Raw genomic sequence first — 23909 nt, forward strand, 5'->3', positions numbered from 1 at the left:
TGGAGAACGTAATGCGTATAACAGTAAGTGATATATCAACCAGAGAATCACAGCAGACGGTACAGATACAAGCTATCAGAAGTTGGGATACCATACCGTACCTTTCAATGTTGGATGGACTTTATCAGGACGATATCTTTCATGAGCAAGTGTCTAATTTACCAGAAGAATATATTAAGCTGGATGAGATGGCCAAAGATGAAGAAAAGAACAGATTAAATATTTACGACTTCTTCTTTGAGCCAACACATGAAATTATATATGAAGATATTAAGTCAACATTGGATTTTTATTATTCAAATAGCGCAACCTTCCGTAGGCTGGTTAATTATAAAGTAGAGCGCAGTATCAATGACGATATAGATACCAATAAATGCGAGGTAAAGATATCTCTAAATTACAGTTACGAAAATATTGATGGGGGGCGAGGATATTTATCGCTTCCATTTGATAAGAACGGCTATCCAATTCCCCCTGACTTTCACAACTGTGTGAATGGAATCACATCAGAAAAATTGTTTTTAGATCTATTTCTAAAACATATTTTGCACGATCATTTAAATGCAAACGGTGAAGTTACAAACGTTTACGCCAATGTTATTTATAAAGAGATTGATCCTACTGCAATTGCACATACATCGTCGTGTTTTTCTCAGGTAACGATGAGTGGTGAACATGAGCTATTTAATGTAGATAGCGTAACTGTTCCACCTAAAAGTACTGAGCAAATTATATCTGAGGGAAAGGAAATTCAAAGGCAAATTTTCTTATCTTCCCATAGCAGCAATCATCTTCAGCCAGTAACCATTCATAAAATGGACAGGAGTATTAAAAACATTGCAGTAACTGGTTTGTTATTATCATCAAGATTAGCAGTAACATCTGGTGATTATAGGATAAAAAATGGTAATTCAGAAGGTGAGAATAATTTTTTACCCGTTAAAGAATTACAGAGATATGAAAGGGCTCTCCCGGAGGATCATCCTGCCCCAACTACGGAGCCTAACCTGGCAGGTAAGGTGTTAGATGGCCTATTTGAACACTTTACATCTATGGCGGGAGGACGCCTTATCTCAATACTCAAACTACTGGTAAAAGAACAAGAGGCAAATAGTTATAAAAGAGGCTATCATGAATTACTTGCGTTTTCTCAAACTGGGCAGTGGACGCATGATGGAAGAGCTATTGCCGCTGAATATATGTTCAAAGGTCTTTTAGTTCATTTAAGTGATCGTCTCATTGTTCTCGGTGAGGGAAGTTTCATTTCTGTTCTATCTTTTGTAAGAGAAAATATTCAACATCAATATAAAATATATGAACTAATGGCGCGTGATATGCTGGTTCATCCTATGCATTTCAGTACTGAGCCTGAACCACCCATGATAGACAGGCCTTTATGGACAAGGGAAAGCCATTATGCGAAAGTCCTGTATGAAAAGTTTCCTGCTATTTCTGGTTCAAGCTTTGACGTTTTCTATGGTAAGGATGCTATTATTACAGCATTAGAAATAGTATCTTTCAATAGACAAGAAAGAGGAAAGAGCGCTTTTAATAAAAAAAGGATGAATCATCTTTTTAAGCTGGTCCAATTAGTGATACACCATTTATCCAGCAATGGTGGTGATAGAGTATTGCTTAGCCCTGAAGGCATAAAAAATAATTTTATTATTATGCGTAATATTATTTTTTGGTGTGCAAATATAACGGGGCCAATTAATGATGAAAAAATAGACACAATAGCAAGAAAAATTGTGGTTAATAATAAATTTACCAAAGGTGTTAAATCAACACTTCCCAAAAGTAACGATCCTTTAATATTGTTAATGAAAGCTGCGATCAATAAACAGCTAGTCTGGGCGGAGAAATATTATCGAGCAGAGACTCATATGAAGGAACATATGCAGGAGTGTGATATCTTAGGACTAATGGATATCAACAAAATGGTGCAAGAGGTCGTTGTTGGGCTTATTCACGAGATCAGTGATATTGCGCAAAGCAGTTGGCTGACATTAGAAGAACAACATGAGAGACAGGCTCAGGCTCTCGAATCGTTCAAGGAGAAGCTTTCCTCCATGAATGGCGGGCAAGAATTCGTTTATGCATTTAATAAGATTATTCAGGAGGGGTTGGGAGGATTAATTGAGCTGAGCTTTGATCTTGATGATACTATACATCATCGCACAACTTCCTCATTAAGTCCGGCTGCAAGGGCAGGACTTCACCTCTTAGGAACGGTCTGGAATATTGTAATGGGTCTTGTCCCTGGTTTTAACGCTCTGGCTGGTACCAGCAGTATTCTTAACCGGGCTGTTGTGGAAAACTCTGCGGATGTATGCGGTTACGTACAGGATATTATTCGTATCGGTATGGAGGCTGTTCCTGTTGCTGGAGCGAAGTTCACAGAAAGAGCGGCAAATGCAAAGTATACGGGCCTCCGATTTGTTGAAAATAAAATACAAAGAGGTGTAGTACGAGCGCCGATTCAAAAGGGGAGTAATTATAAAACTATAGAGTCAATAGAAAATACAGATTTTATTTATCAAAAAACTAATCAGAAAGTTCTTGAGTTAGGTCCAGCGGGAAACGATGGGCTCTATCGCGCTACCGGTTTTGATAAAGAAACGTATGGTTATTACAAACCGTCAGGAGAAGGCTTTTACAGAAAACAGGCCTCATATCCACCGCTGTCATCGGAAGCGCCTAATACGATAAAATATGGCGACAGAGAGCTCGTTTTAACTAAAGAACCAAATTCAGAAACGTATCAGGCAACCTATTCGGATAGCGGAAAAAATTCAGCCATGACATTTTACCGATCTTCTGATGGAAGATTTTATCAAGCGTCAGGGCTGAAAGGTGGGGGGCTTATTCGCCATATTGATAAGCCTTATTCAGAGTTAAGAGAAGGAGACGCGGGTTATGATGAAGAACTGCTGGATATAACGGATGATTCCCCCTTACTGGAAGATATACTGGCCTCCCTGTCAGAAGATTTATACCCTACATCAGAAGAAAATGTACAAAGTATTTATAAGAAATACCGGAGTGGGGATGTAGCAGCAGGGGAGACCGAAGTTGTATTATGCCGAGGTACAATAGGTCCGCAGGCTGAAAATATTGTTAGTTTTAAAACAGCAGGCGGTATTGAGGGAGGCGATGTAGAGGTATTGCCTGTCTCTGCTGAAATAGCCAAAGAGCAGGTTAGAAGTGGAAGAATCGTACCTGAATATACCACGGAACTTAGTGTTGCAGACAGGTTCAGCAGGGAGCATTTTCTTATTATCGTTAAGGTAAAAGTCAGATATCTTACACGAGGTAGTGTCAGTGAAAGTGGCTGGGTTATGCCAAAAAGCACACCAGTGGACCCTGTTGGTATAATTGACAGGACATATGGTAAAGCAGAAAATACGGGGCAGGCAAACGCTTCTAAGTAATCATAAATCCTGAACAAGTTTATTGTTTTGATCTCTCGTGTATGAAAGATTGCTTTTATACTTTAATTAATTCGACTTGCAGGAAGGCGGCAAGCGAGCGGATCCCCAGGAGCTTACTCAAGTAAGTGACTGGGGTAAGGGAACGCAGCCGCAGCACATGCAACCTGAAGTATGTTATGGCGAGATACGCAACGGGTCAAAAGCGTCTTTATTCTGTCATCCGTATTAATTAAGATGTCACCACGACCCGAAAAATATCGGAACGAAGAGATGTATGACTAAAGAAGCTGTAATCTTTCTATTTATCGCCATCGTGGTAGAAGTTATCGCCACGATCTCATTAAAATTATCGGATAGTTTTACGCGTCTGGTACCGAGCCTCGTTACCATCATCGGATATTGTATCGCGTTCTGGTGCCTTACCATCCCAATGCGAACCATCCCTGCGGGTGTCATTTATGCCATTTGGTCTGGGGTAGGGATTGTTCTTATTGGATTGATAGGATGGTTGTTTCTTGGCCAAAAACTGGATGTGCCAGCTATTATTGGCATGTTGCTTATCATCTGCGGCGTAATCGTAATCAATCTGTTTTCAAAAAGCGTCAGTCACTAGGCGATGATGATGGTTGATTTGAGCCCGCACTCTCTTATGCGGGCTCGGGTATTTAGCGTACCACCAGTACGGAGCATTCCGCATGACGCACAACGGCTGCGGCGTTGGAACCCAACAGATAGGTAGTAATATCCGGACGATGCGAGGCGATAATCACCATATCGGCCGGTAATTTTTTTGCCATTTCCAGAATCTTATCTTTAGGAGAGCCTTCTGCAACGTGCGCCTGCACGCGGTCCACGGGAAGGTTGAATTTCTTGATAATCGCTTCCAGTTGAGATTTGGCTTCGGCTTTCAAATCGTCCATTGCGGGGAGCTCTGCTGAATAAGCCAGTCCCAGTGAAGCGTAATAGGGCAAAGACGGGATTACAGTCAAAAAGTGCACTTTAGCGTCGTCAATCTTTGCTTCGGCTTCAACATGTGAAATCACGCGTTGAGTTAATTCTGAATCTGAAATATCGATGGGTACAAGAATCGTTCTGTTCATAAAACCTCCTGTTTAAGTATCCACTGAAATTCTACTCCCTAAAGGCACTTTATGTACAATGACATACGTCACATTTTAGGTGCTGCTCCACGATACTCTGCGGGGACTACCAACAGGGGAGGACGGCGTAATATTAAGCGCATTCCCCGTAAATAATCAGCGAGTTGACGTTAAAACGTTATTTCTGCCTTGTCAGGAAAGACCTAAAAAGAGATGTTACCGTTTAATTCAATAATTAATGAAATAATTCGCAGTGAAATAGATATAATTTATACGAATGCTTTTGGGGGTATTATACGAAATAAAAATTATACAATATCATTCGGTTACGATATTCTACGCCTGTTATATGCCTTTATTGTCACATATTCATTTTGTCGCTGGGCCATTGCGTTAACCTTTGCTTTCCAGCGTATAAATTGACAAGCCCGAACGGATGTTCGGGCTTTTTTTGTTTCCAGGTTAATCCTTAGAATATTTTTTAATCTGCGCCGGGTTTTTCCGCTTTTCCTGCCAGCAAGGCAAGAAAGTCATAGCGTTTTTGCAAATCCAATGCGGCATCTCGCCATAATTGTTCAGCTACTTCAGGCTGTTGCGCATTCAGGCGACGGAAACGCTGTTCATTAAGCAACGTTTCCGCCAGGGCATCAGACGGTGGCCGAGAGTCCAGCGCCAGCGGCGGCTTGCCTTCATCCGCACGGCGGGGATCAAAGCGGTATAACGGCCAGAAACCGGTCGCCGTTAACTGGCGCATCTGGTCATGGCTTAGCGCCAGATCGTAACCATGTTCCTCACAGGGGCTATAGGCAATGATCAGCGACGGCCCTGGCCAGGCTTCGGCCTCCTGGATGGCTTTCACCGTCTGGTTTAACTGCGCGCCCAGCGAAATTTGCGCGACATAAACATGACCATACATCATCATGCTGACGCCAAGATCTTTACGGGCTTTACGCTTGCCATGTTCGCCAAACTTAGTGACGGCGCCAAGCGGCGTCGCCTTCGACGCCTGGCCGCCAGTATTGGAGTAACACTGCGTATCCAGAACCAGAATATTGACATTCTCCGTCAGGCTTAACACATGGTCTAAACCGCCAAAGCCGATGTCGTATGCCCAACCATCGCCGCCAATCAGCCAGATTGATTTTTCTACCAGCGCATCAGCATCCTTTAACAGTTCCTCTGCGCCCGCAACCGATTTCAGATGTTGGCGTAATGCGGCGACCTGCTCACGCCGAACGTCAGGCGTTGCTTCGGCATGCAGCGCATCGTTTAACTCCGCCGGAATGCGATCGGCGAATTGCGCCAGTAAACGCATGACGCGCGCCCGGTGCTGATCCACGCTCAGACGGAAACCGAGGCCAAATTCCGCGTTATCTTCAAATAACGAATTCGCCCATGCCGGGCCGCGTCCGTTGGCATCGGTGGTATAAGGCGTTGAGGGTAAATTACCGCCGTAAATAGAGGAACACCCCGTGGCGTTAGCGATTAACATTCTGTCGCCATATAACTGAGTCAGCAGTTTAATATACGGCGTTTCACCGCAGCCGGAACAGGCGCCGGAATATTCAAACAGCGGCGTAATGAGCTGCGATGTGCGGATATCAATTCGTTCCAGTTTGCTGCGATCGATTTCCGGTAAGTCGAGGAAGAAGTCATAATTCACTTTCTCTTCTTCCACATGCTCAAGGCGCGACATCATGTTAATCGCCTTGATCTGCGGATTTTGCCGATCTTTAGCCGGGCAGACCTCTACGCATAAATTACAGCCAGTACAGTCTTCCGGAGCGACCTGCAGCACATATTTCTGGCCGCGCATATCGCGGGACTTCACGTCCAGCGAATGCAGACTGGCTGGCGCGTTCTCCATTGCCTGCGGGGAAACGACTTTCGCACGAATTGCCGAGTGAGGGCAGGCGGCGACGCAGTGATTACATTGTGTACACAGTTCCTCTTTCCAGACAGGAATCTCTTCGGCGATATTGCGCTTTTCCCAGCGGGTGGTGCCCATCGGCCATGTTCCGTCCGGCGGCAGGGCGGAAACAGGCAGTGCGTCGCCGAGGCCCGCCAACATGGCGGCGGTAACGGTTTTCACGAAATCCGGCGCGGCGTCGGAGACGACCGGCGGGCGATGCGCGCTGTGCGGATTAACCGCCTGCAACGGCACTTCCGCCAGCGATTCCTGCGCCAGAGCCAATGCCTGCCAGTTACGCTCAACCAGATCCTGACCTTTGCTGCTATAGCTTTTGGCAATCGCGCCCTGCAGCTCAACCAGGGCGCTATCGCCCGGAAGAATATGCGTCAGGTGGAAGAAAGCCATTTGCATGACGGTATTGATGCGGGCGCCAAGTCCACATTCGCGGGCGATTTTCGCCGCGTTAACCACGTAAAAACGCGCCTTTTTCTGATTCAACACCGCCTGAACTTCTTGCGGCAGACGCGACCAGACCTCGTCGGCGCTGTACGGCGTATTAAGCAGAAAGATACCGCCGGGCTTTAGACGCTCCGCCATCTGATATTTATCGATAAACTGTAATTGATGGCAGCCGACAAAATCCGCCTGAGCAATTAAGTAAGCGGAACGAATGGGTTTTTCGCTGACGCGCAGGTGCGATACCGTGAGCCCGCCAGCTTTTTTAGAGTCATAAACGAAATAACCTTGCGCATACCACGGCGTAGAATTACCGATAATTTTAATATTATTTTTCGTGGCGGATACGCTGCCGTCGCTTCCCAGACCGTAAAATAACGCTTCAAGTTTAGCGCTGCCGGGCAGGGTATTTTCCGGTAATGGCAGCGAGAGGTGAGTAACGTCATCATAAATGCCCACCGTAAACCGTGGCTTGGGTTTCGCACGGCTGAGTTCATTAAAGACCGCCAGTACACACGCCGGGCCGAACTCTTTGGATGATAGTCCATAACGGCCGCCAATGGTGCGCGGCAACGTTTCGCGCTCGCCATTATTAAAGGCTTCCGCCAGTGCGGTCATCACGTCCAGATAAAGCGGCTCGGCCTGCGCGCCAGGCTCTTTGGTGCGATCCAGCACGGCGATAGCGCGAACGGTTTCCGGTAATGCCTGTAACAAATGTTTGGCGGAGAAGGGGCGGAACAGACGGACTTTCAGAACGCCGACCTTTTCTCCGCGTATCAGTAGCTCGTCCACGACCTCTTCGCAGGTGCCGAGGGCGGAGCCCATCATAATGATGACGCGTTCAGCCTGGGGATGGCCATAATATTCAAATGGCTGGTACTGACGGCCCGTAGCGTCGCCAAATGCCTTCATCGCCTCTTCAACATGATCATAAACGGCGTTGTACCACGGGTTGGTCGCTTCGCGAGACTGGAAGTAGGTGTCCGGATTCGCTGAAGTTCCACGAATCACCGGATGTTCCGGATTCAGCGCGCGGGCGCGGTGAGCGTCGATCTCCGCCTGCGGCATCAGGTTCAGAATGGTTTCATCCGTTAGCGGTATAATTTTGTTGATTTCATGCGATGTACGGAAGCCATCAAAAAAATGAATAAACGGAACGCGGCTTTTCAGCGTAGCCCTGTGTGCGATCAGCGCAAAATCCTGCGCTTCCTGAACGCTGGCGGCGCATAACATCGCGCAGCCTGTCTGGCGGACCGCCATCACATCGGAATGGTCGCCAAAAATAGAAAGCGCGTGTGTGGCGACAGTGCGCGCGGCAACGTGCAGTACAAACGGCGTGAGCTGCCCCGCCAGTTTATACAGCGTTGGAATCATCAGCAGCAGCCCCTGCGATGATGTAAATGACGTAGAAAGCGAACCGGTTTGTAACGCACCGTGAACGGCGGCGATCGCGCCGCCTTCCGACTGCATCTCTACCACACGCGGCGTATCGCCCCAGACATTTTTAAGCCCATTACCGGCCCAGGCATCCGCTTGTTCAGCCATTGTTGAACTGGGCGTAATCGGGTAAATGGCGATAACCTCGCTGGTACGGAACGCCACCGACGCTACTGCGCCATTACCGTCAATCGTTTGCATATGACACCCTTACATTGCGCAAAAAAGAGGGACACGCATAATCGTGAGCGCATCCTGTAGTTATCCCTTTATTTTAGCAAAGCCCTTCAAGCCCCATTTTCGCTTTTGTGTCCCTGGCGGGAGGAGAATGGCGATTTCTTGCCGAAAAGACGTAAAAAATTGCCAATAAATGTTAATGAAGCGCATAAATGCGCGCTTTGCCTCTCGACGCGTCAGTTTCTGCTGCCTATTATTTAGGGCGGTGTCGTTTGGATGAATAAACAGAGGGGAGAGAAATGCGCGCAGCGTTTTGGGTGGGATGTGCCGCGTTATTATTGTCGGCTTGCAGTAGCGAACCTGTTCAGCAGGCAACCGCGGCGCATTTTTCGCCAGGGATGAAAGCGGCGATGTCCAGCGCCGGCGAAGCGAATTGCGCTATGATTGGCGGTTCGCTTTCAGCGGCCCGGCAGCTTGATGGTTCAGTAATTGGTATGTGCGCGCTACCCAACGGCAAACGTTGTAGCGAACAGTCGCTTGCCGCCGGAAGCTGCGGGAGTTATTAAGCGCGGCGTTTCGCCTGACGCGTATAACTTTTCACTTAATGGCTTAGTGCGCTAAATCCGCCAGTTTATACATTAGCGTTGTTTCTGCCGTCGCCAGCGTTAATTGGTTCGCGGTTAAATCGACCTGCGCGCCTTTGCTGAAGAGTTCGCTGAGGGTGCCGTCCAGCGCATTAAGCTGCGGATCGGCGCACATCATTCGGGTCATCGCTAAATTTTTCACTTTTAATTCGCCGTCCGACAGTTTTCCTTCGCCGGTGAATTGATTGCACATTTTGCCGGATACCGTCATGTCCTCGCCAAAGCTGAGCTCCGGGCCGGTGACCGTTTTACCGTTTACGCTTTCCAGAACAAAGCGGTGGTGCTCCAGTTGCTCGCGTTTGACGGACACTTTTCCACTGCTCACACACCCCGTCATTATGATGCTCAGGGCGACCAGCGTGACGATTTTCTTCATTGATATTCTCTGTAATCTGATAGTTAACACTGACTATAGTAATGATATGACCGGATAGATCTTCAGGGGTTATCCGAAAATGCTCCCCTGAACGCAGGGGAGCGACAGGATTAGAACAGCGCGTTCGGGCAGGCTTCGCCCTTCTCAAGCTGGCTTAAGTTTTGTAACGTGGTTTCAGAGATGCTGATCAGCGCTTCTGCGGTCAGGAATGCCTGGTGCCCCGTAAACAGTACGTTATGGCAGGCCGACAGACGGCGGAAAACATCATCCTGAATAACATCGTTTGACTTATCTTCAAAGAACAGGTCGCGTTCGTTTTCATACACATCCATCCCCAGCGAGCCGATTTTCTGATTCTTCAGAGCTTCGATAGCCGCCTGGGAATCAATCAGCGCGCCACGACTGGTATTAATGACCATAACGCCATTTTTCATTTGGTCGAATGCCGCATGGTTCAGTAAATGGTAGTTTTCCGGCGTGAGCGGGCAGTGCAGGGAAATGACATCCGATTCGGCAAACAACGTTTGCAGATCCACATACTCGACGCCGAGGTCAAGCGCGGCGGTGCTGGGATAGGGATCAAACGCCAGTAAACGCATTCCGAAGCCTTTCAGGATACGCAGCGCGGCGACGCCGATTTTACCGGTACCAATGACGCCAGCGGTTTTTCCGTGCATGGTAAAGCCGGTCAGTCCCTCAAGGGAAAAGTTAGCGTCGCGGGTGCGTTGATAAGCGCGGTGAATACGGCGGTTCAATGTCATCATCATGCCAATCGCATGTTCAGCGACGGCTTCCGGAGAATAAGCCGGTACGCGCACCACCTGCAAACCGAGCTCTTTAGCGGCATCCAGGTCGACATTATTAAATCCGGCGCAACGCAGCGCGATGTATTTCACGCCGTGTTTTTTCAGCTCTTCCAGTACCGGTCGGCTCCCGTCGTCATTCACGAAGATACAAACTGCTTCACATCCATTGGCGGTTTTCGCCGTTTTCTCGGTCAGCAGAAAATCAAAAAACTCCAGTTCGAAACCGAACGCTTCGTTCACTTGCTGTAGATATTTCTTGTCATACTGTTTGGTACTATAGACGGCGAGTTTCATATGACCTTCTCCAGTGATGTTAGAATCACACAAATATGCTTAAAATTATCTTACAAAAAATCAAAAATAATTGATAGTCATACATATAATGAATAATTTTAGGTTATCATTCTCCACAACGCCTCAAATAGCCGGAGGGCGCCCCTGCAACATGAACTATTAGGCTATGTACGGGCAATCATGCCAAAATAAAGAGATAGCCGACTGAATTTTTCGTTAAATCAGGAAATTAATGGCCCATGAAGGGTAAATATAAAGCCGCCCTTGCGCTACTGTTACTGCTGATTCTTGTCCCTCTGACGCTACTGATGACCCTCGGGCTGTGGGTTCCCACTCTGGCGGGAATTTGGCTACCCGTCGGTACCCGTATCGCTCTGGAACAAAGTCCACGCCTGACACGTCATGGGTTAGTGATTCCCGATCTTCGCTATCTGGTCAATGATTGTTCGTTAGCGCATATTACCCAGGCGGAACTGACGCATCCCAGCCGTTGGTTGCTGAATATTAAAAGCCTCAAACTGGATGCCGCATGCCTGGCGAAACTGCCCGCAACAGAAGCTTCTCCCGCCGCGCCGCGTACGCTGGCGCAGTGGCAGTCAATGCTGCCCAATACCTGGATTAACATCGATAATGTCATTCTCGCGCCCTGGCCGGAATGGCAGGGCAAGCTGGCGATCTCCATGACGCCGGTCATTCAGCAGATACGTTATCAGGGCGAAAAAGTAAAATTTCAAGGGCAGCTACGCGGTCAGGCATTGACGGTGAGCCAACTGGAGATCGCCGCGCTGGCCAACCAGCCTCCCGTTAGCCTGGCGGGGGAATTTGTGTTGCCGCTGGTACCGGATGGCCTGCCGGTCAGCGGTCATGCGGCAGCGACCTTGCGTCTGCCGCAGGAACCGTCGCTGATGGATGCGGAACTGGAGTGGCGTGATAACGCCGGACAGCTCATCGTGATGGCGCGAGGTAATCCTGACCCGATTCTCGATCTCCCCTGGGCGGTAACGCGTCAGCGGCTTACCATCAGCGATGGCCGCTGGAACTGGCCATATCAGGGATTCCCCTTGAGCGGACGTCTGGCTTTTAATATCGATAACTGGCAAGCCGGGCCGGATAATGCGCGAGTCAGCGGACGCCTGAATATTCTGACCCAGGGCGATGCCGGTAAAGCGAACGCTGTACTGACTATCGGCCCGGGAAAACTCAGCATGGATAGCAGTGAGATGCCTCTACAGCTTACCGGCGAGGCTAAACAGAAGGATTTAATCTTTTATGCCGTATTGCCCGCTATGTTCCGCGGCAGTCTGGCCGATCCGCAGCTCACCTTTGCACCTGGCGCATTGCTACGCTCGCGCGGACGGGTGATTGATGCGTTAGATATTGATGAAATTCGTTGGCCGCTGGCGGGCGTTAAGGTGACGCCGCGCGGCGTTGATGGCCGATTACAGGCTATTTTACGGGCGCACGAAAATGAGATGGGCGATTTCGTTCTTCATCTTGATGGCCTGGCGAATGATTTTCTCCCTGATGCTGGTCGCTGGCGGTGGCGCTATTGGGGGCAAGGAAGCTTTACGCCAATGCGCGCCCACTGGGATATTGCCGGACAGGGCGAATGGCATGATAACACCATCAGGTTGACCAGTTTGTCCACCGGTTTTGATCAGTTGCACTATGGCGCAATGACCGTCACATCGCCAAGACTGGCGCTGAATAAACCTATTGTCTGGGTTCGCGACGCCACAACGCCGTCGCTACAGGGCGCGCTGTCTCTGGAGGCGGGAAAAACCGTATTTACCAGCGGGAGCGTGCTGCCGCCTTCTACCATTAATTTTAGCGTTGAAGGGCGCGAGCCAACCCTGTTCCAGTTTAAAGGCGACCTTCGGGCGGGGGCGATAGGGCCGGTACGGCTGAATGGGCGCTGGGATGGCGAACGCCTTCGCGGACAGGCCTGGTGGCCGAAGCAGTCGCTTATCGTTTTTCAGCCGTTGCTTCCACCGGACTGGAAAATGACGCTGCGCGAAGGCTCACTGTATGCGCAGGTGGCTTTTTCCGCCGCACAGGGGCAGGGGTTTGAAGCAGGTGGACACGGCGTGTTAAAAGGCGGTAGCGCCTGGATGCCGGATAACAAAATCAACGGCGTCGATTTCATTCTGCCATTTCGCTTCCACAACGGCGCGTGGCAATTGGGGACGCGCGGGCCTGTCTCGCTGCGTATTGCCGGGATAGTTAACCAGGTCACGGCGAAAAATATCACCGCTGATTTACAGGGCGGTTATCCCTGGAGCGAGTCGAATCCATTACTGCTAAGCGATGTCAGCGTAGACGTGCTGGGCGGTCAAATCATTATGAAACAGTTGCGAATGCCGCAGCACGACCCGGCGCTTTTGCGGGTGCAAAATATTTCATCCAGCGAATTGATTAGCGCCATAAATCCAAAGCAATTCGCCATGTCTGGTCCGGTCAGCGGCGCGCTGCCGCTGTGGCTGAACAATGAAAAATGGATAATCAAAGATGGCTGGCTTACGAATCCTGGGCCAATGACGTTGCGCATCGATAAAGATACTGCGGATGCGGTGGTGAAGGATAATGTCACGGCAGGCTCGGCGATCAACTGGCTACGTTATATGGAGATTACGCATTCGTGGACGAAAATTAACGTTGATAACCTGGGCGTACTAACGATGCAGGCGGCTATTACCGGCAAAAGCCGGGTAGATGGTAAAACCGCGATCGTTAACTTGAACTATACCCATGAAGAAAATGTGTTTACGCTGTGGCGCAGTTTGCGTTTTGGCGACAATTTACAGGCATGGCTTGAACAAAATACAGCGTTGCCGCAACCTCCTTGCCGGAAAGACAAGGACTGTGAGGATAAATAATGAAAATGAGTATTGCCATGCTGTCAGCGCTTGCGTCATTTATCGTGGTGGGCTGCACGCCACGTATTGAAGTCGCCGCGCCGGAACAGCCGATTACCATCAACATGAATGTAAAGATCGAGCATGAAATACATATCAAAGTCGATAAAGACGTTGAAGAACTCCTGAAATCACGCAGCGATCTATTCTGAGGCCATAATGAAAAAGTATTTAATACTATGGGTGCTGACGCTGAGCTTGCTCACACCTTCTGTGTGGGCCTTAACCCTGGACGAAGCGCGCACGCAGGGCCGGGTCGGGGAAACGCTGAATGGCTATCTGGTGGCCTTAAAGAATGATGCCGAAACCCAGAAACTGGTGCTTGATATTAATCATGCCCGCCGCGCCAGTTATCAGCAGTTAGCGGATAGCAATCATCTTCCCGTGGACGAGGTGGCGAAGATGGCAGGGCAAAAACTGGTTGAGCGCGCCAGGCCGGGAGAATATGTCCAGGGAATTAATGGCAAATGGATGCGTAAATAACCGCTTCCCGACAATTTTTTTACCGCAACATGCATTTTTATATGGGTAATTTCTGAATACGAAGGTCGTATTTACATTAGGCGAACCGGAAGGCTATTTCTATACTGTTGGCTGGTATCACTATTCGCGAGAGTAACCAGGTATGACGTCTGAAAAGTTATCTGCTGCCTGCCATTGTGGCAGCGTCGTGTTTACCGTTCAACTTAGCGATGGCTTTCATACCGCCAGGCGCTGCAACTGTTCGTTTTGTCGGATGCGCGGAGCGGTGGCAGTGTCTGCGCCACTATCGGGTATTAAAGTGCTAAAAGGGCAGGATAAGCTTACCGAATATCGCTTCAATACGGGCAAGGCGGTGCATTTTTTCTGTTCGGTATGCGGGATATATACTTTTCATCAGCGTCGATCCAATCCCGATCAATATGGGGTCAATGTGGCGTGCATCGAAAATGTGTCGCCTTTTGATTTCGCCTGCGTTGAAGTCAATGATGGGGTAACGCATCCCAGCGATGGCGGCAGTAGCGGCGTGGTAGGATATTTGCGCTACGAACCGAAGAAATCACCTCCCGTCGAAACGGGAGGCAAAAATATTTAAGCGGCCACTACGCTGTCAATCGCGGCTTTTGCATCGGCCTGGGCTTTAGCTGCCACTTCCGGCCCGTAGGCGATGCCTTCGGCAAAGACAAAATTCACGTCGGTAATACCGATAAAACCAAGGAACACTTTCAGGTAAGGCGCAATCAAATCCGTCGGGGTGTCTTTATGGATACCGCCGCGACTGGAGAGAACCACCGCGCGTTTACCGGTTACCAGACCTTCCGGGCCTTTTTCGGTATAGCGGAAAGTGATACCGGCGCGGGCAATCAGATCAAAGTAGTTTTTCAGCTGCGTCGGAATATTGAAATTGTACATCGGCGCCGCAATAACGATGACGTCGTGGGCTTTCAGTTCAGCAATGAGTTCATCAGACAGCGCCAGAGCGTCCTGCTGGCGTGGCGTTAAAGGCGCATCGCCCGGACGCATCGCGCCCACCAGCTCGCCATCCAGCACCGGAACAGGGTTGGCCGCCAGATCGCGGACAGTAATTTCATCTGCGACGTGTTTTTCGCGCCATTGTTCAATAAAATAGTCAGTCAACTGACCAGACTGAGAGTACCCTGCCAGAATACTGGATTTAAGAACTAATACCTTGCTCATGGGTGTTTCCTTTTATGTGTTTGAAGGGGCGTGCCCCGTTGCTTGTTGACACTTTATTCACAAATATGTCGCAGGGATAGCGCAATATATCGAACCCTTTGTTCGAAATTATTGAACAACACAAAAAAAGCCCCAATGTGGTACTCTATACCTATCATTTAAAACGATTTTAAACAGGCAGAATGCTGCCCAAGAGCTTTATGACTGAACAATCTATGTTGACGCTTCAGGTGTTACAGCAGCGGCTGGATGCACTGATGCTGCGCGACAAACAGCGCTTTGCGCGCCGCCTGCATGGCGTAAAGAAAGTAAAAAATCCTGATGCGCAACAGGCCATTTTCCAGACGATGGCGAAAGAAATTGAACAGGCTGCGGCGCAGGTCGCCCTCCGCGAAGCGGCGCGCCCCTCAATCACTTATCCGCAAAATCTGCCTGTTAGCCAGAAGAAACAGGACATTCTGGAAGCGGTCCGCGATCATCAGGTGGTGATCGTGGCAGGGGAAACCGGTTCCGGTAAAACCACCCAGTTGCCGAAAATTTGTATGGAACTGGGACGCGGAATTAAAGGACTTATTGGTCATACTCAGCCGCGTCGCCTGGCGGCGCGCACCGTCGCTAACCGCATTGCCGAAGAGTTGCAAACGGAGCCAGGCGGCTGCATCGGCTATAAAGTTCGTTTCAGCGATCATGTCAGTAGCAACACCATGGTCAAACTGATGACTGACGGTATCCTGCTGGCGGAAATCCAGCAGGACAGGCTATTGATGCAGTATGACACCATCATTATTGATGAAGCGCATGAACGCAGCCTGAATATTGACTTCTTGCTCGGCTATCTGAAAGAGCTTCTGCCGCGTCGCCCCGATCTGAAAGTGATTATTACCTCTGCGACCATCGACCCGGAACGCTTCTCGCGCCACTTTAATAACGCGCCGATTATCGAAGTCTCTGGCCGAACGTATCCCGTAGAAGTTCGTTATCGCCCCATTGTGGAAGAGGCTGACGACACTGAACGCGATCAGCTACAGGCAATTTTCGACGCTGTCGATGAACTGGGGCGTGAAAGTCCCGGCGATATTCTGATTTTTATGAGCGGAGAGCGGGAAATCCGCGATACCGCCGACGCCCTGAACAAGCTGAACTTACGGCATACCGAAGTGTTGCCGCTGTATGCACGCTTGTCGAACAGCGAACAGAACCGCGTTTTCCAGTCGCACAGCGGACGCCGTATCGTGCTGGCAACTAACGTGGCGGAAACCTCGCTGACGGTGCCGGGTATCAAGTATGTGATCGATCCTGGCACTGCGCGCATCAGCCGCTACAGCTACCGCACTAAAGTGCAGCGCCTGCCGATTGAACCGATCTCACAGGCTTCCGCCAACCAGCGTAAAGGGCGTTGCGGACGCGTATCGGAAGGGATCTGCATTCGTCTGTATTCGGAAGATGACTTTTTGTCACGTCCGGAATTTACCGACCCGGAAATTCTACGTACCAACCTGGCGTCGGTTATTTTGCAGATGACCGCCCTGGGGCTGGGTGACATCGCCGCCTTCCCGTTTGTCGAAGCGCCGGATAAGCGCAATATTCAGGATGGCGTGCGTTTGTTGGAAGAGCTGGGGGCGATTACCGCCGACGAACAGCAAACGGCATATAAGCTGACGCCGCTGGGCCGACAATTATCTCAGCTGCCGGTCGACCCGCGCCTGGCGCGTATGGTTCTGGAAGCGCAAAAACATGGCTGTGTGCGCGAAGCGATGATCATTACTTCCGCACTCTCTATTCAGGATCCGCGCGAGCGCCCAGTGGATAAGCAGCAGGCTTCCGATGAGAAACACCGGCGCTTCCATGATAAGGAGTCCGATTTTCTGGCGTTTGTTAACCTGTGGAATTACCTCGGCGAGCAACAAAAGGCCCTGTCGTCGAATCAATTCCGCCGTCTGTGTCGCACCGACTATCTGAACTATTTACGCGTGCGTGAGTGGCAGGATATCTATACCCAACTGCGTCAGGTGGTAAAAGAACTGGGGATTCCGGTAAACAGCGAACCCGCAGAGTACCGGGAAATTCACGTTGCGTTGTTAACGGGGCTGTTGTCGCATATCGGGATGAAAGATGCCGATAAACAAGAGTACACCGGCGCGCGTAACGCCCGATTCTCTATTTTCCCCGGTTCCGGTTTATTCAAAAAACCGCCGAAATGGACAATGGTCGCAGAACTGGTGGAGACCAGCCGTTTGTGGGGGCGTATCGCTGCCCGCATTGAGCCAGAATGGGTGGAACCGGTAGCCCAGCACCTGATTAAACGTTCATATAGCGAACCGCACTGGGAGCGGGCGCAAGGCGCGGTGATGGCGACGGAAAAGGTTACTGTCTACGGTCTGCCGATTGTCGCCGCGCGCAAGGTGAATTACAGCCAGATTGACCCGGCGTTGTGTCGCGAGTTGTTCATCCGCCATGCGCTGGTGGAGGGGGACTGGCAAACCCGTCATGCCTTCTTCCGTGAGAATCTAAAATTGCGTGCGGAAGTCGAGGAACTTGAGCACAAATCTCGCCGCCGCGATATCCTGGTGGATGACGATACCCTGTTTGAGTTTTATGACCAGCGTATTAGCCATGACGTTATTTCCGCCCGCCACTTTGATAGTTGGTGGAAAAAAATCAGCCGCGAGACGCCGGATCTGCTCAACTTTGAAAAAAGTATGCTGATTAAAGAAGGCGCGGAAAAAATCAGCAAACTGGATTACCCGAACTTCTGGCACCAGGGCAATCTCAAGCTGCGTTTGAGCTATCAGTTTGAACCGGGCGCGGATGCTGACGGCGTGACCGTCCATATTCCGTTGCCGCTACTTAACCAGGTTGACGAGAGCGGTTTTGAATGGCAGATCCCAGGGCTGCGCCGTGAATTAGTTATTGCGCTGATTAAATCGTTGCCAAAACCGGTACGTCGCAACTTTGTTCCGGCTCCAAACTATGCTGAAGCGTTTTTAGGTCGCGTAACGCCGCTGGAGCTGCCGCTGCTGGACGCTCTGGAGCGTGAACTGCGCCGGATGACCGGCGTCACGGTCGACCGGGAAGACTGGCATTGGGATCAGGTGCCCGAGCATCTGAAAATCACGTTTCGCGTGGTGAATGACAAAAACAAGAAACTGCAGGAAGGGCGTTCGCTCGCCGAGCTTAAAAATGCGCTGAAAGGCAAAGTGCAGGAGACGCTCTCGGCGGTGGCGGATGACGGCATCGAGCAGAGCGGGCTGCATATCTGGAGTTTCGGCGAGCTGCCGGAAAGCTACGAACAGAAACGCGGTAATTATAAAGTGAAGGCGTGGCCGGCGTTAGTGGATGAACGTGACAGCGTCGCTATCAAATTGTTTGATAATCCGCTGGAACAACAACAGGCGATGTGGTGCGGTTTACGCCGTCTGCTGTTGCTCAATATTCCTTCACCGATTAAGTATCTGCATGAGAAATTGCCGAATAAAGCCAAGCTGGGGCTGTACTTTAACCCGTACGGCAAAGTACTGGAGTTGATTGATGACTGTATCGCCTGCGGGGTAGATAAGCTGATAGATGCCAACGGCGGACCGGTGTGGAGCGAAGCAGGTTTCACCGCGCTGCACGAAAAGGTACGCGCCGAGCTGAATGATACTGTGGTGGATATCGCGAAGCAGGTTGAGCGCATCCTGACGACCGTATTCAATATCAATAAGCGTCTGAAAGGGCGGGTGGATATGAGCATGGCGTTGGGGCTTTCCGATATCAAGGCGCAGATGAGCGGTCTGGTATACCGTGGTTTTGTGACTGGCAACGGCTTTAAACGTCTCGGCGATACGCTGCGTTATCTGCAGGCAATTGAAAAGCGGCTGGAGAAACTGGCTGTCGATCCGCACCGCGATCGGGCGCAAATGCTGAAAGTCGAAAGCGTCCAGCAGGCGTGGCAACAATGGATAAATAAATTGCCTCCAGCGCGTCGCGAAGATGATGATGTTAAAGAGATCCGTTGGATGATTGAAGAACTGCGTGTCAGTTATTTCGCGCAACAGCTCGGTACGCCTTATCCTATTTCCGATAAGCGTATTTTACAGGCCATGGATCAGATTACGGCCTAAAAAGCCAGGCGACGATGTCTTTCAAAGAGATCCGGTACAAGTTCGGAACAAAAAGGAGGAATTATGAATACAACGCCATTTCCGGCGCTCTCTGCGGAAACATTGCTGGCGGTGAATACCGTCGGACAGTGGCTGGCGCAAAATGATTTTTCCGGCGAACAACCTTATTCGTCGGATTGCGTCGTCCTGGCGGGCAATGCGGTGATCCCCACTATCGACGCGGCCTGTCGCATCGCCAAAGCGCAAGGCGTTCCTTTACTGATTAGCGGCGGTATAGGTCATTCGACGCCGTTTTTGTACGCCGTGATTGCCCGGCATCCGCGCTACCATACTATTCGCACAACCGGACGCGCTGAAGCCGCTATCCTCGCGGATATCGCGAATCAGTTCTGGCATATTCCGGCTGAGAAAATTTGGCTGGAAGATCGGTCAACTAATTGCGGCGAAAATGCCCGTTTCTCCTGCGCACTGATCCGTCAGGCGAAAGAAAACATTAACACGGCTATCGTTGTGCAAGACCCCACCATGCAGCGGCGCACTATCGCGGCGTTTCGGCGCGTGACAAACGACGACACCGATGCGCCGCGCTGGCTGAGTTTTCCTGGTTTTGTTCCGGTACTGCGCCACCTTAACGGCGGTACACGTTTTGCCAACGTTGAAGAGGGCATCTGGACGGTGGAGCGTTATCTGTCTCTGATTGCCGGCGAGCTGCCACGTTTGCGTGACGATGAAACAGGGTATGGACCGCGTGGTAAAGATTTTATCATTCACGTTGATATCCCACGCGATATTGAAAAGGCATGGCAGGTATTGCAGGCAGATACTACGCTGCGCAGTGCGTTAGAACAGAGAGCTTTACGCTAAAAATCGCCCGTTTGCGAGGGTGAACGGGCAAGTGCGACCACCATTTCATAAATTTGATGAATTATTTATAAAAGCTGGTTATGTTGTCGCTTTACGGTTTTCATTCAGGACGCGCTATGGGCAATAAGTATTCCGGCCTGCAAATTGGTATTCACTGGTTAGTCTTTTTTCTGGTTATTGTGGCTTACGCCGCGATGGAGCTACGCGGTTTTGCGCCGCGTAGTTATCGGCCCTGGTTTAATATGACGCATGTTTCATGTGGTATCACTATTTTGCTTTTAATGGTGGCGCGCTTGATTATTCGGCTGAAATATCCCACGCCGCCCATTGTTCCTCGTCCAAAACCGATGATGACCGGAATGGCGCATTTGGGACATCTGGTGATTTACCTGTTATTTATCGCGCTGCCTGTTATTGGTCTGGTCATGATGTATAACCGCGGCAATCCCTGGGTCGCATTTGGCATTACTATGCCGCATGCCGCCGAAGCTAACTTTGAACGCGTAGATATGCTGAAATCCTGGCACGTCACGCTGGCGAATCTGGGCTATTTTGTTATTGGACTTCATGCCATCGCTGCTTTGATGCATCACTATTTCTGGAAAGACAATACGTTGTTACGGATGATGCCGCGTAAGCGTGACTGACCGTCCTGCATGACGTTTGTCGCAGGTGGGGTTAACTGCTTTAGGCAAACAAGGCATCTATCAGAGGGGATGGCGTATTCCATACAGAAAACGCCTGCGTCTAACCAGGACCCGTGACGCAGGCGAAGGAGGACGGGTCTACATCGGAAGCGGGTATTATACTTATTTGTATGACAAATAAAATAAGCAATTGCTATTCCGTAATCCAATGTTTAATCAACGGGTTAAACCCACATGATCGCGCTGCCGACCGCTCGGAAGTGCCTGTACTTACGATGAGCGTGGCGTAGTGGCGGAAAATAGCGCAACGGCGCCATGTTGCTCCAAAGTCACCTTAGCGAAATGTTCGTCCAACACGCTGCGTAACGTATCGGCTGAATCATTGGTATTACTGAATATTCCTTTCTTGTTATAAACAGCCATTAATTTCTTACCAAAAGCATTGTGAGGAACCTCTTTGCCCAGAATCGTGGCGCCAAAAAGTGTGCCGCCGGGTTTAAGCGCCATACCGGCATTTTTAATTGCCTTCGCTTTTGTTGTCATCTCACCAGGTAAGCAGTGCAGAAGATAGTACATCGAAACGGAATCGAAGCGCCCGTGCCAGTCCGCCGGGAACGTGTCGAAAACATCGTGTTGTAGTGTGGCGCGGATTTTCGTATTACCCACTCGGCTGGCGGCTATTTTCAGGCTATCCGGATTTAAATCCATCAGCGAAATGGCATGAGTCGCAGGTGCATGTTTCAGGTAATAACCTGTACCTACGCCAATATCCAGGTGAGTCTCGCCCATGTGATGCAGGAAGAAAGGAAGTAGTCGCGTATCAGTAGGACACTTCCATGCATATTTGTTTGAGATATTGAGTACCCACCAGTCATATAAGCTAAGCGTGAATGGGTTATAGACTTTTGCGCCTGATTGTTGTGTATGCTTCATTGTTCTCTCACTAAATAATTTCGCGCTGGAATTAAAACAACGAAGCAATCGTTAGGCAAGCATTAATCAGGTGAGTGAGTAATTTAATGCGATGAATAAAGGCGATATTATGAATTAAGCGGCTATCTTAAAGAATATAGAGGATAATAATAGCTGATAAATGAATTGATCAGTCATATTATTATAAGCTGATAATTAATAATCGTTAATATAAATATATTAAGCCTTATGATAATAGCAATGCAATTAAAAGCATGAGAAACAATATTTATTCATACACATAAAGCGATTATTGCACATTAATTGATATTTTAAATGTTACGCTAAGATAGCCATCTTTATTTAATATCACCTACCTGGAGGCGATATGATTGAGGTTTTTGAAGCGTTTGGCTGGACCTTACTTTTAGGCGGTCTGGCAGTGGCAGTACTGTTTATCACTGCACTGGATAGAAAACGGTAATCATTGCATTTGACGCGCCTGTTGAGTTGGTATTACAAATAATTGTACCTGAAATCTACCACTTCTGAATTTTGCGATATTTTGCCATTCTGACGGCAAGGGGTAATCCTGACTAAAGTTACCGCCGCTTACCAACCAGACACGATGGTAACTTTTTGAAAGCGTTGTCAGAGTATCAATATATGTCTGATCGGCTTGCGCATAAAACAGTGAACCAAAGCCATAGGCATTCGGTCTTCCTGATGTTCCGTGTGCGTTAGGCGGTGTATAAAGAAACGTACGATAATCTCGCTTATTATAATACATATAACTTAAATAATCGAACATTTTACTGACTACCACGGCATCATTAGGCTGGTGACGGGTATTAATATAGTTTACCAGTGGTTTAAACTCGTCTATGTGCTCAGGGTTATTATGATATGAACCATAGCCGAATAATAAGGTGAATAAGATAAACCAGAAGCCACAAACCGCTTTTTTTGCGCGGGTAAGTAATACCGCGAGCAGGGGAGGAATGCTCAGCGATGAGAAGAAGAAATAACGATCGATAAATAACGGCATCCACCAGGAAATGATAAAGACCAGCATTACAGGGATGACCAGATTACAAAATAATATCAGCTGATATCTTTCATATTCTCCGTTGCATAAAGATATTCGCCCCACAGTACCGATAAAACCTCCCACAGCCAGCCACAGAATGAACGACGGAAAACCCTGTCCGTTGTTTCCGGTAAAAAAATGCCAGTACATCGCAGGCAGGTCACGCCATGTTACGGGGGGAATCCAACCGATATCATTACCGGCTCTCAACTGCGCCAGTTGAGTCAGTAAATTAAACAATACGGGCAACCAGGGGAGATAAGCGACAGCAATCGCCAGGTTAGCAAACCACCAGCCAGGAAGTTTAAGGTAGCAGGCCGTTTTATGGCTTTGGCAGGATAATATTGTTACTGCGATCCAGTGGGCAATAAGTGTAAATAGGGTGAAATAATGGGTGTAAAAGCTGAACGTCATAAGTAAAGCATACGCGACAAGGTAGCGATTATGGGTGGGTGTTTTTATCCACATCATCAATGCTAACGCGGCAGAGAGCGTTAGCATTCCCATTAACGCGTACATGCGCGTTTCTTGACTGTAATGAACTGCCATCGGCATCAGGGCGGCGAACCATCCCGCCAATAAGGCTGTACGTTCATTTGCCAGCCATCGCGTAAGCGCGATAACCAGCACAACTGTCAGTATCCCAAAGAGTAGACTGAGAGAGCGTACCGCTGCAATGCTATCACCCCATAATATCATCCAGTCATGCAGTAACAGATAATAAAGCGGGGGATGCACGTCAAAAGCGGCATGGAATAGCAGATTATCTACGCTATGTCGACTAATCAGCACGCTGGACGCTTCGTCACACCAAAGGTAGCGGTCAGTTAAAAACAGCAACCGTATAAGGACGGAGAATATGACAATGAGACAAATATGATATTTATACTTTATTTTTCTTAACCCATCGCCGGGCTGCCATATGGATAGTTGTGGTAGCGCCATAATATCCTCAATGGAGTAAGACTTAGACCAGAATGGACACCTAACGCAATAATGAAGGTTAAAATCTTAACCAACACTAAATAAAAATAACTTTGATAATGTCAGCGATGAATTAATCAG

At 49.1% G+C, this 23909-nt stretch carries 18 protein-coding genes; 10 read left to right on the top strand and 8 right to left on the bottom strand.

Annotated elements, in window-relative coordinates:
- The first annotated feature begins 11 nt into the window (after nt 1-11).
- Nucleotides 12-3434: a DUF4765 family protein gene (locus ACLJPQ_RS07985; RefSeq protein ID WP_080184728.1), complete on the top strand. Its 3423-nt coding sequence runs from the start codon at nt 12-14 to the stop codon at nt 3432-3434.
- A 274-nt stretch (nt 3435-3708) separates the two neighbouring features.
- Nucleotides 3709-4047 (top strand): SMR family transporter, encoded by a 339-nt coding sequence (locus ACLJPQ_RS07990; protein ID WP_000159245.1) that lies wholly within the window; start codon nt 3709-3711, stop codon nt 4045-4047.
- A gap of 52 nt (nt 4048-4099) precedes the next feature.
- Here ACLJPQ_RS07990 and uspF read toward each other — a convergent pair whose 3' ends face one another.
- The 3 genes from uspF to ACLJPQ_RS08005 form a co-directional block, all read right to left on the bottom strand.
- Nucleotides 4100-4534 (bottom strand): universal stress protein UspF, encoded by a 435-nt coding sequence (gene uspF / locus ACLJPQ_RS07995; RefSeq protein ID WP_080184727.1) that lies wholly within the window; start codon nt 4532-4534, stop codon nt 4100-4102.
- A 481-nt stretch (nt 4535-5015) separates the two neighbouring features.
- Entirely contained in the window at nt 5016-8540 is a 3525-nt protein-coding gene (gene nifJ, locus ACLJPQ_RS08000) for a pyruvate:ferredoxin (flavodoxin) oxidoreductase (RefSeq protein ID WP_080184726.1), read from the bottom strand.
- Between the two features lie 60 nt (nt 8541-8600).
- Nucleotides 8601-8912, bottom strand: coding sequence for a reverse transcriptase (locus ACLJPQ_RS08005; RefSeq protein ID WP_080184746.1), 312 nt, complete (start codon nt 8910-8912; stop codon nt 8601-8603).
- Between ACLJPQ_RS08005 and ACLJPQ_RS08010 the strand changes: the two genes are divergently transcribed.
- A complete protein-coding gene (locus ACLJPQ_RS08010) occupies nt 8816-9082 on the top strand; it encodes a DUF333 domain-containing protein (RefSeq protein WP_080184725.1) in 267 nt (88 codons plus the stop codon). The genes ACLJPQ_RS08005 and ACLJPQ_RS08010 overlap by 97 nt on opposite strands.
- Nucleotides 9083-9125: 43 nt before the next feature.
- Here the strand turns inward: ACLJPQ_RS08010 and hslJ are convergent, their stop codons facing one another.
- Together hslJ and ldhA are read right to left on the bottom strand one after the other, a co-directional pair.
- The gene (hslJ, locus tag ACLJPQ_RS08015) at nt 9126-9536 is read right to left on the bottom strand and encodes a heat shock protein HslJ (RefSeq protein WP_000725242.1); all 411 of its coding nucleotides are present in this window, start codon (nt 9534-9536) and stop codon (nt 9126-9128) included.
- Nucleotides 9537-9646: 110 nt separating this feature from the next.
- Nucleotides 9647-10636, bottom strand: coding sequence for a D-lactate dehydrogenase (gene ldhA / locus ACLJPQ_RS08020; RefSeq protein ID WP_000762206.1), 990 nt, complete (start codon nt 10634-10636; stop codon nt 9647-9649).
- A gap of 239 nt (nt 10637-10875) precedes the next feature.
- Between ldhA and ACLJPQ_RS08025 the strand changes: the two genes are divergently transcribed.
- The 4 genes from ACLJPQ_RS08025 (at nt 10876) to ACLJPQ_RS08040 (ending at nt 14626) form a co-directional block, all read left to right on the top strand.
- On the top strand, nt 10876-13512 hold the full coding sequence (locus tag ACLJPQ_RS08025; RefSeq protein ID WP_080184724.1) for a YdbH family protein: 2637 nt from the start codon (nt 10876-10878) through the stop codon (nt 13510-13512).
- A complete protein-coding gene (locus ACLJPQ_RS08030; RefSeq protein ID WP_000784063.1) occupies nt 13512-13703 on the top strand; it encodes a YnbE family lipoprotein in 192 nt (63 codons plus the stop codon). The genes ACLJPQ_RS08025 and ACLJPQ_RS08030 overlap by 1 nt, the downstream gene beginning before the upstream one ends.
- 7 nt (nt 13704-13710) lie before the next feature.
- Entirely contained in the window at nt 13711-14034 is a 324-nt protein-coding gene (locus tag ACLJPQ_RS08035) for a YdbL family protein (RefSeq protein ID WP_000760345.1), read from the top strand.
- Nucleotides 14035-14176: 142 nt separating this feature from the next.
- Entirely contained in the window at nt 14177-14626 is a 450-nt protein-coding gene (locus ACLJPQ_RS08040; protein ID WP_001518898.1) for a GFA family protein, read from the top strand.
- Here ACLJPQ_RS08040 and azoR read toward each other — a convergent pair.
- Nucleotides 14623-15228: an FMN-dependent NADH-azoreductase gene (gene azoR, locus ACLJPQ_RS08045; RefSeq protein WP_000048924.1), complete on the bottom strand. Its 606-nt coding sequence runs from the start codon at nt 15226-15228 to the stop codon at nt 14623-14625. The genes ACLJPQ_RS08040 and azoR overlap by 4 nt on opposite strands.
- 200 nt (nt 15229-15428) lie before the next feature.
- Here azoR and hrpA point away from each other — a divergent pair, with 200 nt between their 5' ends.
- The 3 genes from hrpA (at nt 15429) to cybB (ending at nt 20842) form a co-directional block, all read left to right on the top strand.
- Nucleotides 15429-19331 carry an ATP-dependent RNA helicase HrpA gene (gene hrpA / locus ACLJPQ_RS08050; RefSeq protein WP_058821084.1) on the top strand — a complete coding sequence of 1301 codons (3903 nt, stop codon included), beginning with the start codon at nt 15429-15431 and terminating at the stop codon, nt 19329-19331.
- A 63-nt stretch (nt 19332-19394) separates the two neighbouring features.
- The gene (locus ACLJPQ_RS08055) at nt 19395-20195 is read left to right on the top strand and encodes a YdcF family protein (RefSeq protein WP_001098505.1); all 801 of its coding nucleotides are present in this window, start codon (nt 19395-19397) and stop codon (nt 20193-20195) included.
- Between the two features lie 116 nt (nt 20196-20311).
- On the top strand, nt 20312-20842 hold the full coding sequence (cybB, locus tag ACLJPQ_RS08060; protein ID WP_000527277.1) for a cytochrome b561: 531 nt from the start codon (nt 20312-20314) through the stop codon (nt 20840-20842).
- A gap of 270 nt (nt 20843-21112) precedes the next feature.
- On the opposite strand, the gene ACLJPQ_RS08065 is transcribed toward cybB, so the two are convergent.
- Together ACLJPQ_RS08065 and ACLJPQ_RS08070 are read right to left on the bottom strand one after the other, a co-directional pair.
- Nucleotides 21113-21775 carry a class I SAM-dependent methyltransferase gene (locus ACLJPQ_RS08065; RefSeq protein WP_001520112.1) on the bottom strand — a complete coding sequence of 221 codons (663 nt, stop codon included), beginning with the start codon at nt 21773-21775 and terminating at the stop codon, nt 21113-21115.
- A gap of 463 nt (nt 21776-22238) precedes the next feature.
- The gene (locus tag ACLJPQ_RS08070; RefSeq protein ID WP_080184723.1) at nt 22239-23789 is read right to left on the bottom strand and encodes a glycosyltransferase family 39 protein; all 1551 of its coding nucleotides are present in this window, start codon (nt 23787-23789) and stop codon (nt 22239-22241) included.
- Between the last annotated feature and the right edge of the window lie 120 nt (nt 23790-23909).

The sequence above is a fragment of the Salmonella sp. SAL04213 genome (assembly GCF_046550535.1).
Lineage (GTDB): Bacteria > Pseudomonadota > Gammaproteobacteria > Enterobacterales > Enterobacteriaceae > Salmonella > Salmonella enterica.

Coding starts and splice junctions, on each gene's coding strand:
- azoR (WP_000048924.1), bottom strand. CDS start 15,228: ATGAGCAAGGTATTAGTTCTTAAATCCAGTATTCTGGCAGGGTACTCT.
- ACLJPQ_RS08055 (WP_001098505.1), top strand. CDS start 19,395: ATGAATACAACGCCATTTCCGGCGCTCTCTGCGGAAACATTGCTGGCG.
- hslJ (WP_000725242.1), bottom strand. CDS start 9,536: ATGAAGAAAATCGTCACGCTGGTCGCCCTGAGCATCATAATGACGGGG.
- hrpA (WP_058821084.1), top strand. CDS start 15,429: ATGACTGAACAATCTATGTTGACGCTTCAGGTGTTACAGCAGCGGCTG.
- ACLJPQ_RS08065 (WP_001520112.1), bottom strand. CDS start 21,775: ATGAAGCATACACAACAATCAGGCGCAAAAGTCTATAACCCATTCACG.
- ACLJPQ_RS07990 (WP_000159245.1), top strand. CDS start 3,709: ATGACTAAAGAAGCTGTAATCTTTCTATTTATCGCCATCGTGGTAGAA.
- cybB (WP_000527277.1), top strand. CDS start 20,312: ATGGGCAATAAGTATTCCGGCCTGCAAATTGGTATTCACTGGTTAGTC.
- ACLJPQ_RS08025 (WP_080184724.1), top strand. CDS start 10,876: ATGAAGGGTAAATATAAAGCCGCCCTTGCGCTACTGTTACTGCTGATT.
- ACLJPQ_RS08070 (WP_080184723.1), bottom strand. CDS start 23,789: ATGGCGCTACCACAACTATCCATATGGCAGCCCGGCGATGGGTTAAGA.
- nifJ (WP_080184726.1), bottom strand. CDS start 8,540: ATGCAAACGATTGACGGTAATGGCGCAGTAGCGTCGGTGGCGTTCCGT.
- uspF (WP_080184727.1), bottom strand. CDS start 4,534: ATGAACAGAACGATTCTTGTACCCATCGATATTTCAGATTCAGAATTA.
- ACLJPQ_RS07985 (WP_080184728.1), top strand. CDS start 12: ATGCGTATAACAGTAAGTGATATATCAACCAGAGAATCACAGCAGACG.
- ACLJPQ_RS08040 (WP_001518898.1), top strand. CDS start 14,177: ATGACGTCTGAAAAGTTATCTGCTGCCTGCCATTGTGGCAGCGTCGTG.
- ACLJPQ_RS08010 (WP_080184725.1), top strand. CDS start 8,816: ATGCGCGCAGCGTTTTGGGTGGGATGTGCCGCGTTATTATTGTCGGCT.
- ldhA (WP_000762206.1), bottom strand. CDS start 10,636: ATGAAACTCGCCGTCTATAGTACCAAACAGTATGACAAGAAATATCTA.
- ACLJPQ_RS08030 (WP_000784063.1), top strand. CDS start 13,512: ATGAAAATGAGTATTGCCATGCTGTCAGCGCTTGCGTCATTTATCGTG.
- ACLJPQ_RS08035 (WP_000760345.1), top strand. CDS start 13,711: ATGAAAAAGTATTTAATACTATGGGTGCTGACGCTGAGCTTGCTCACA.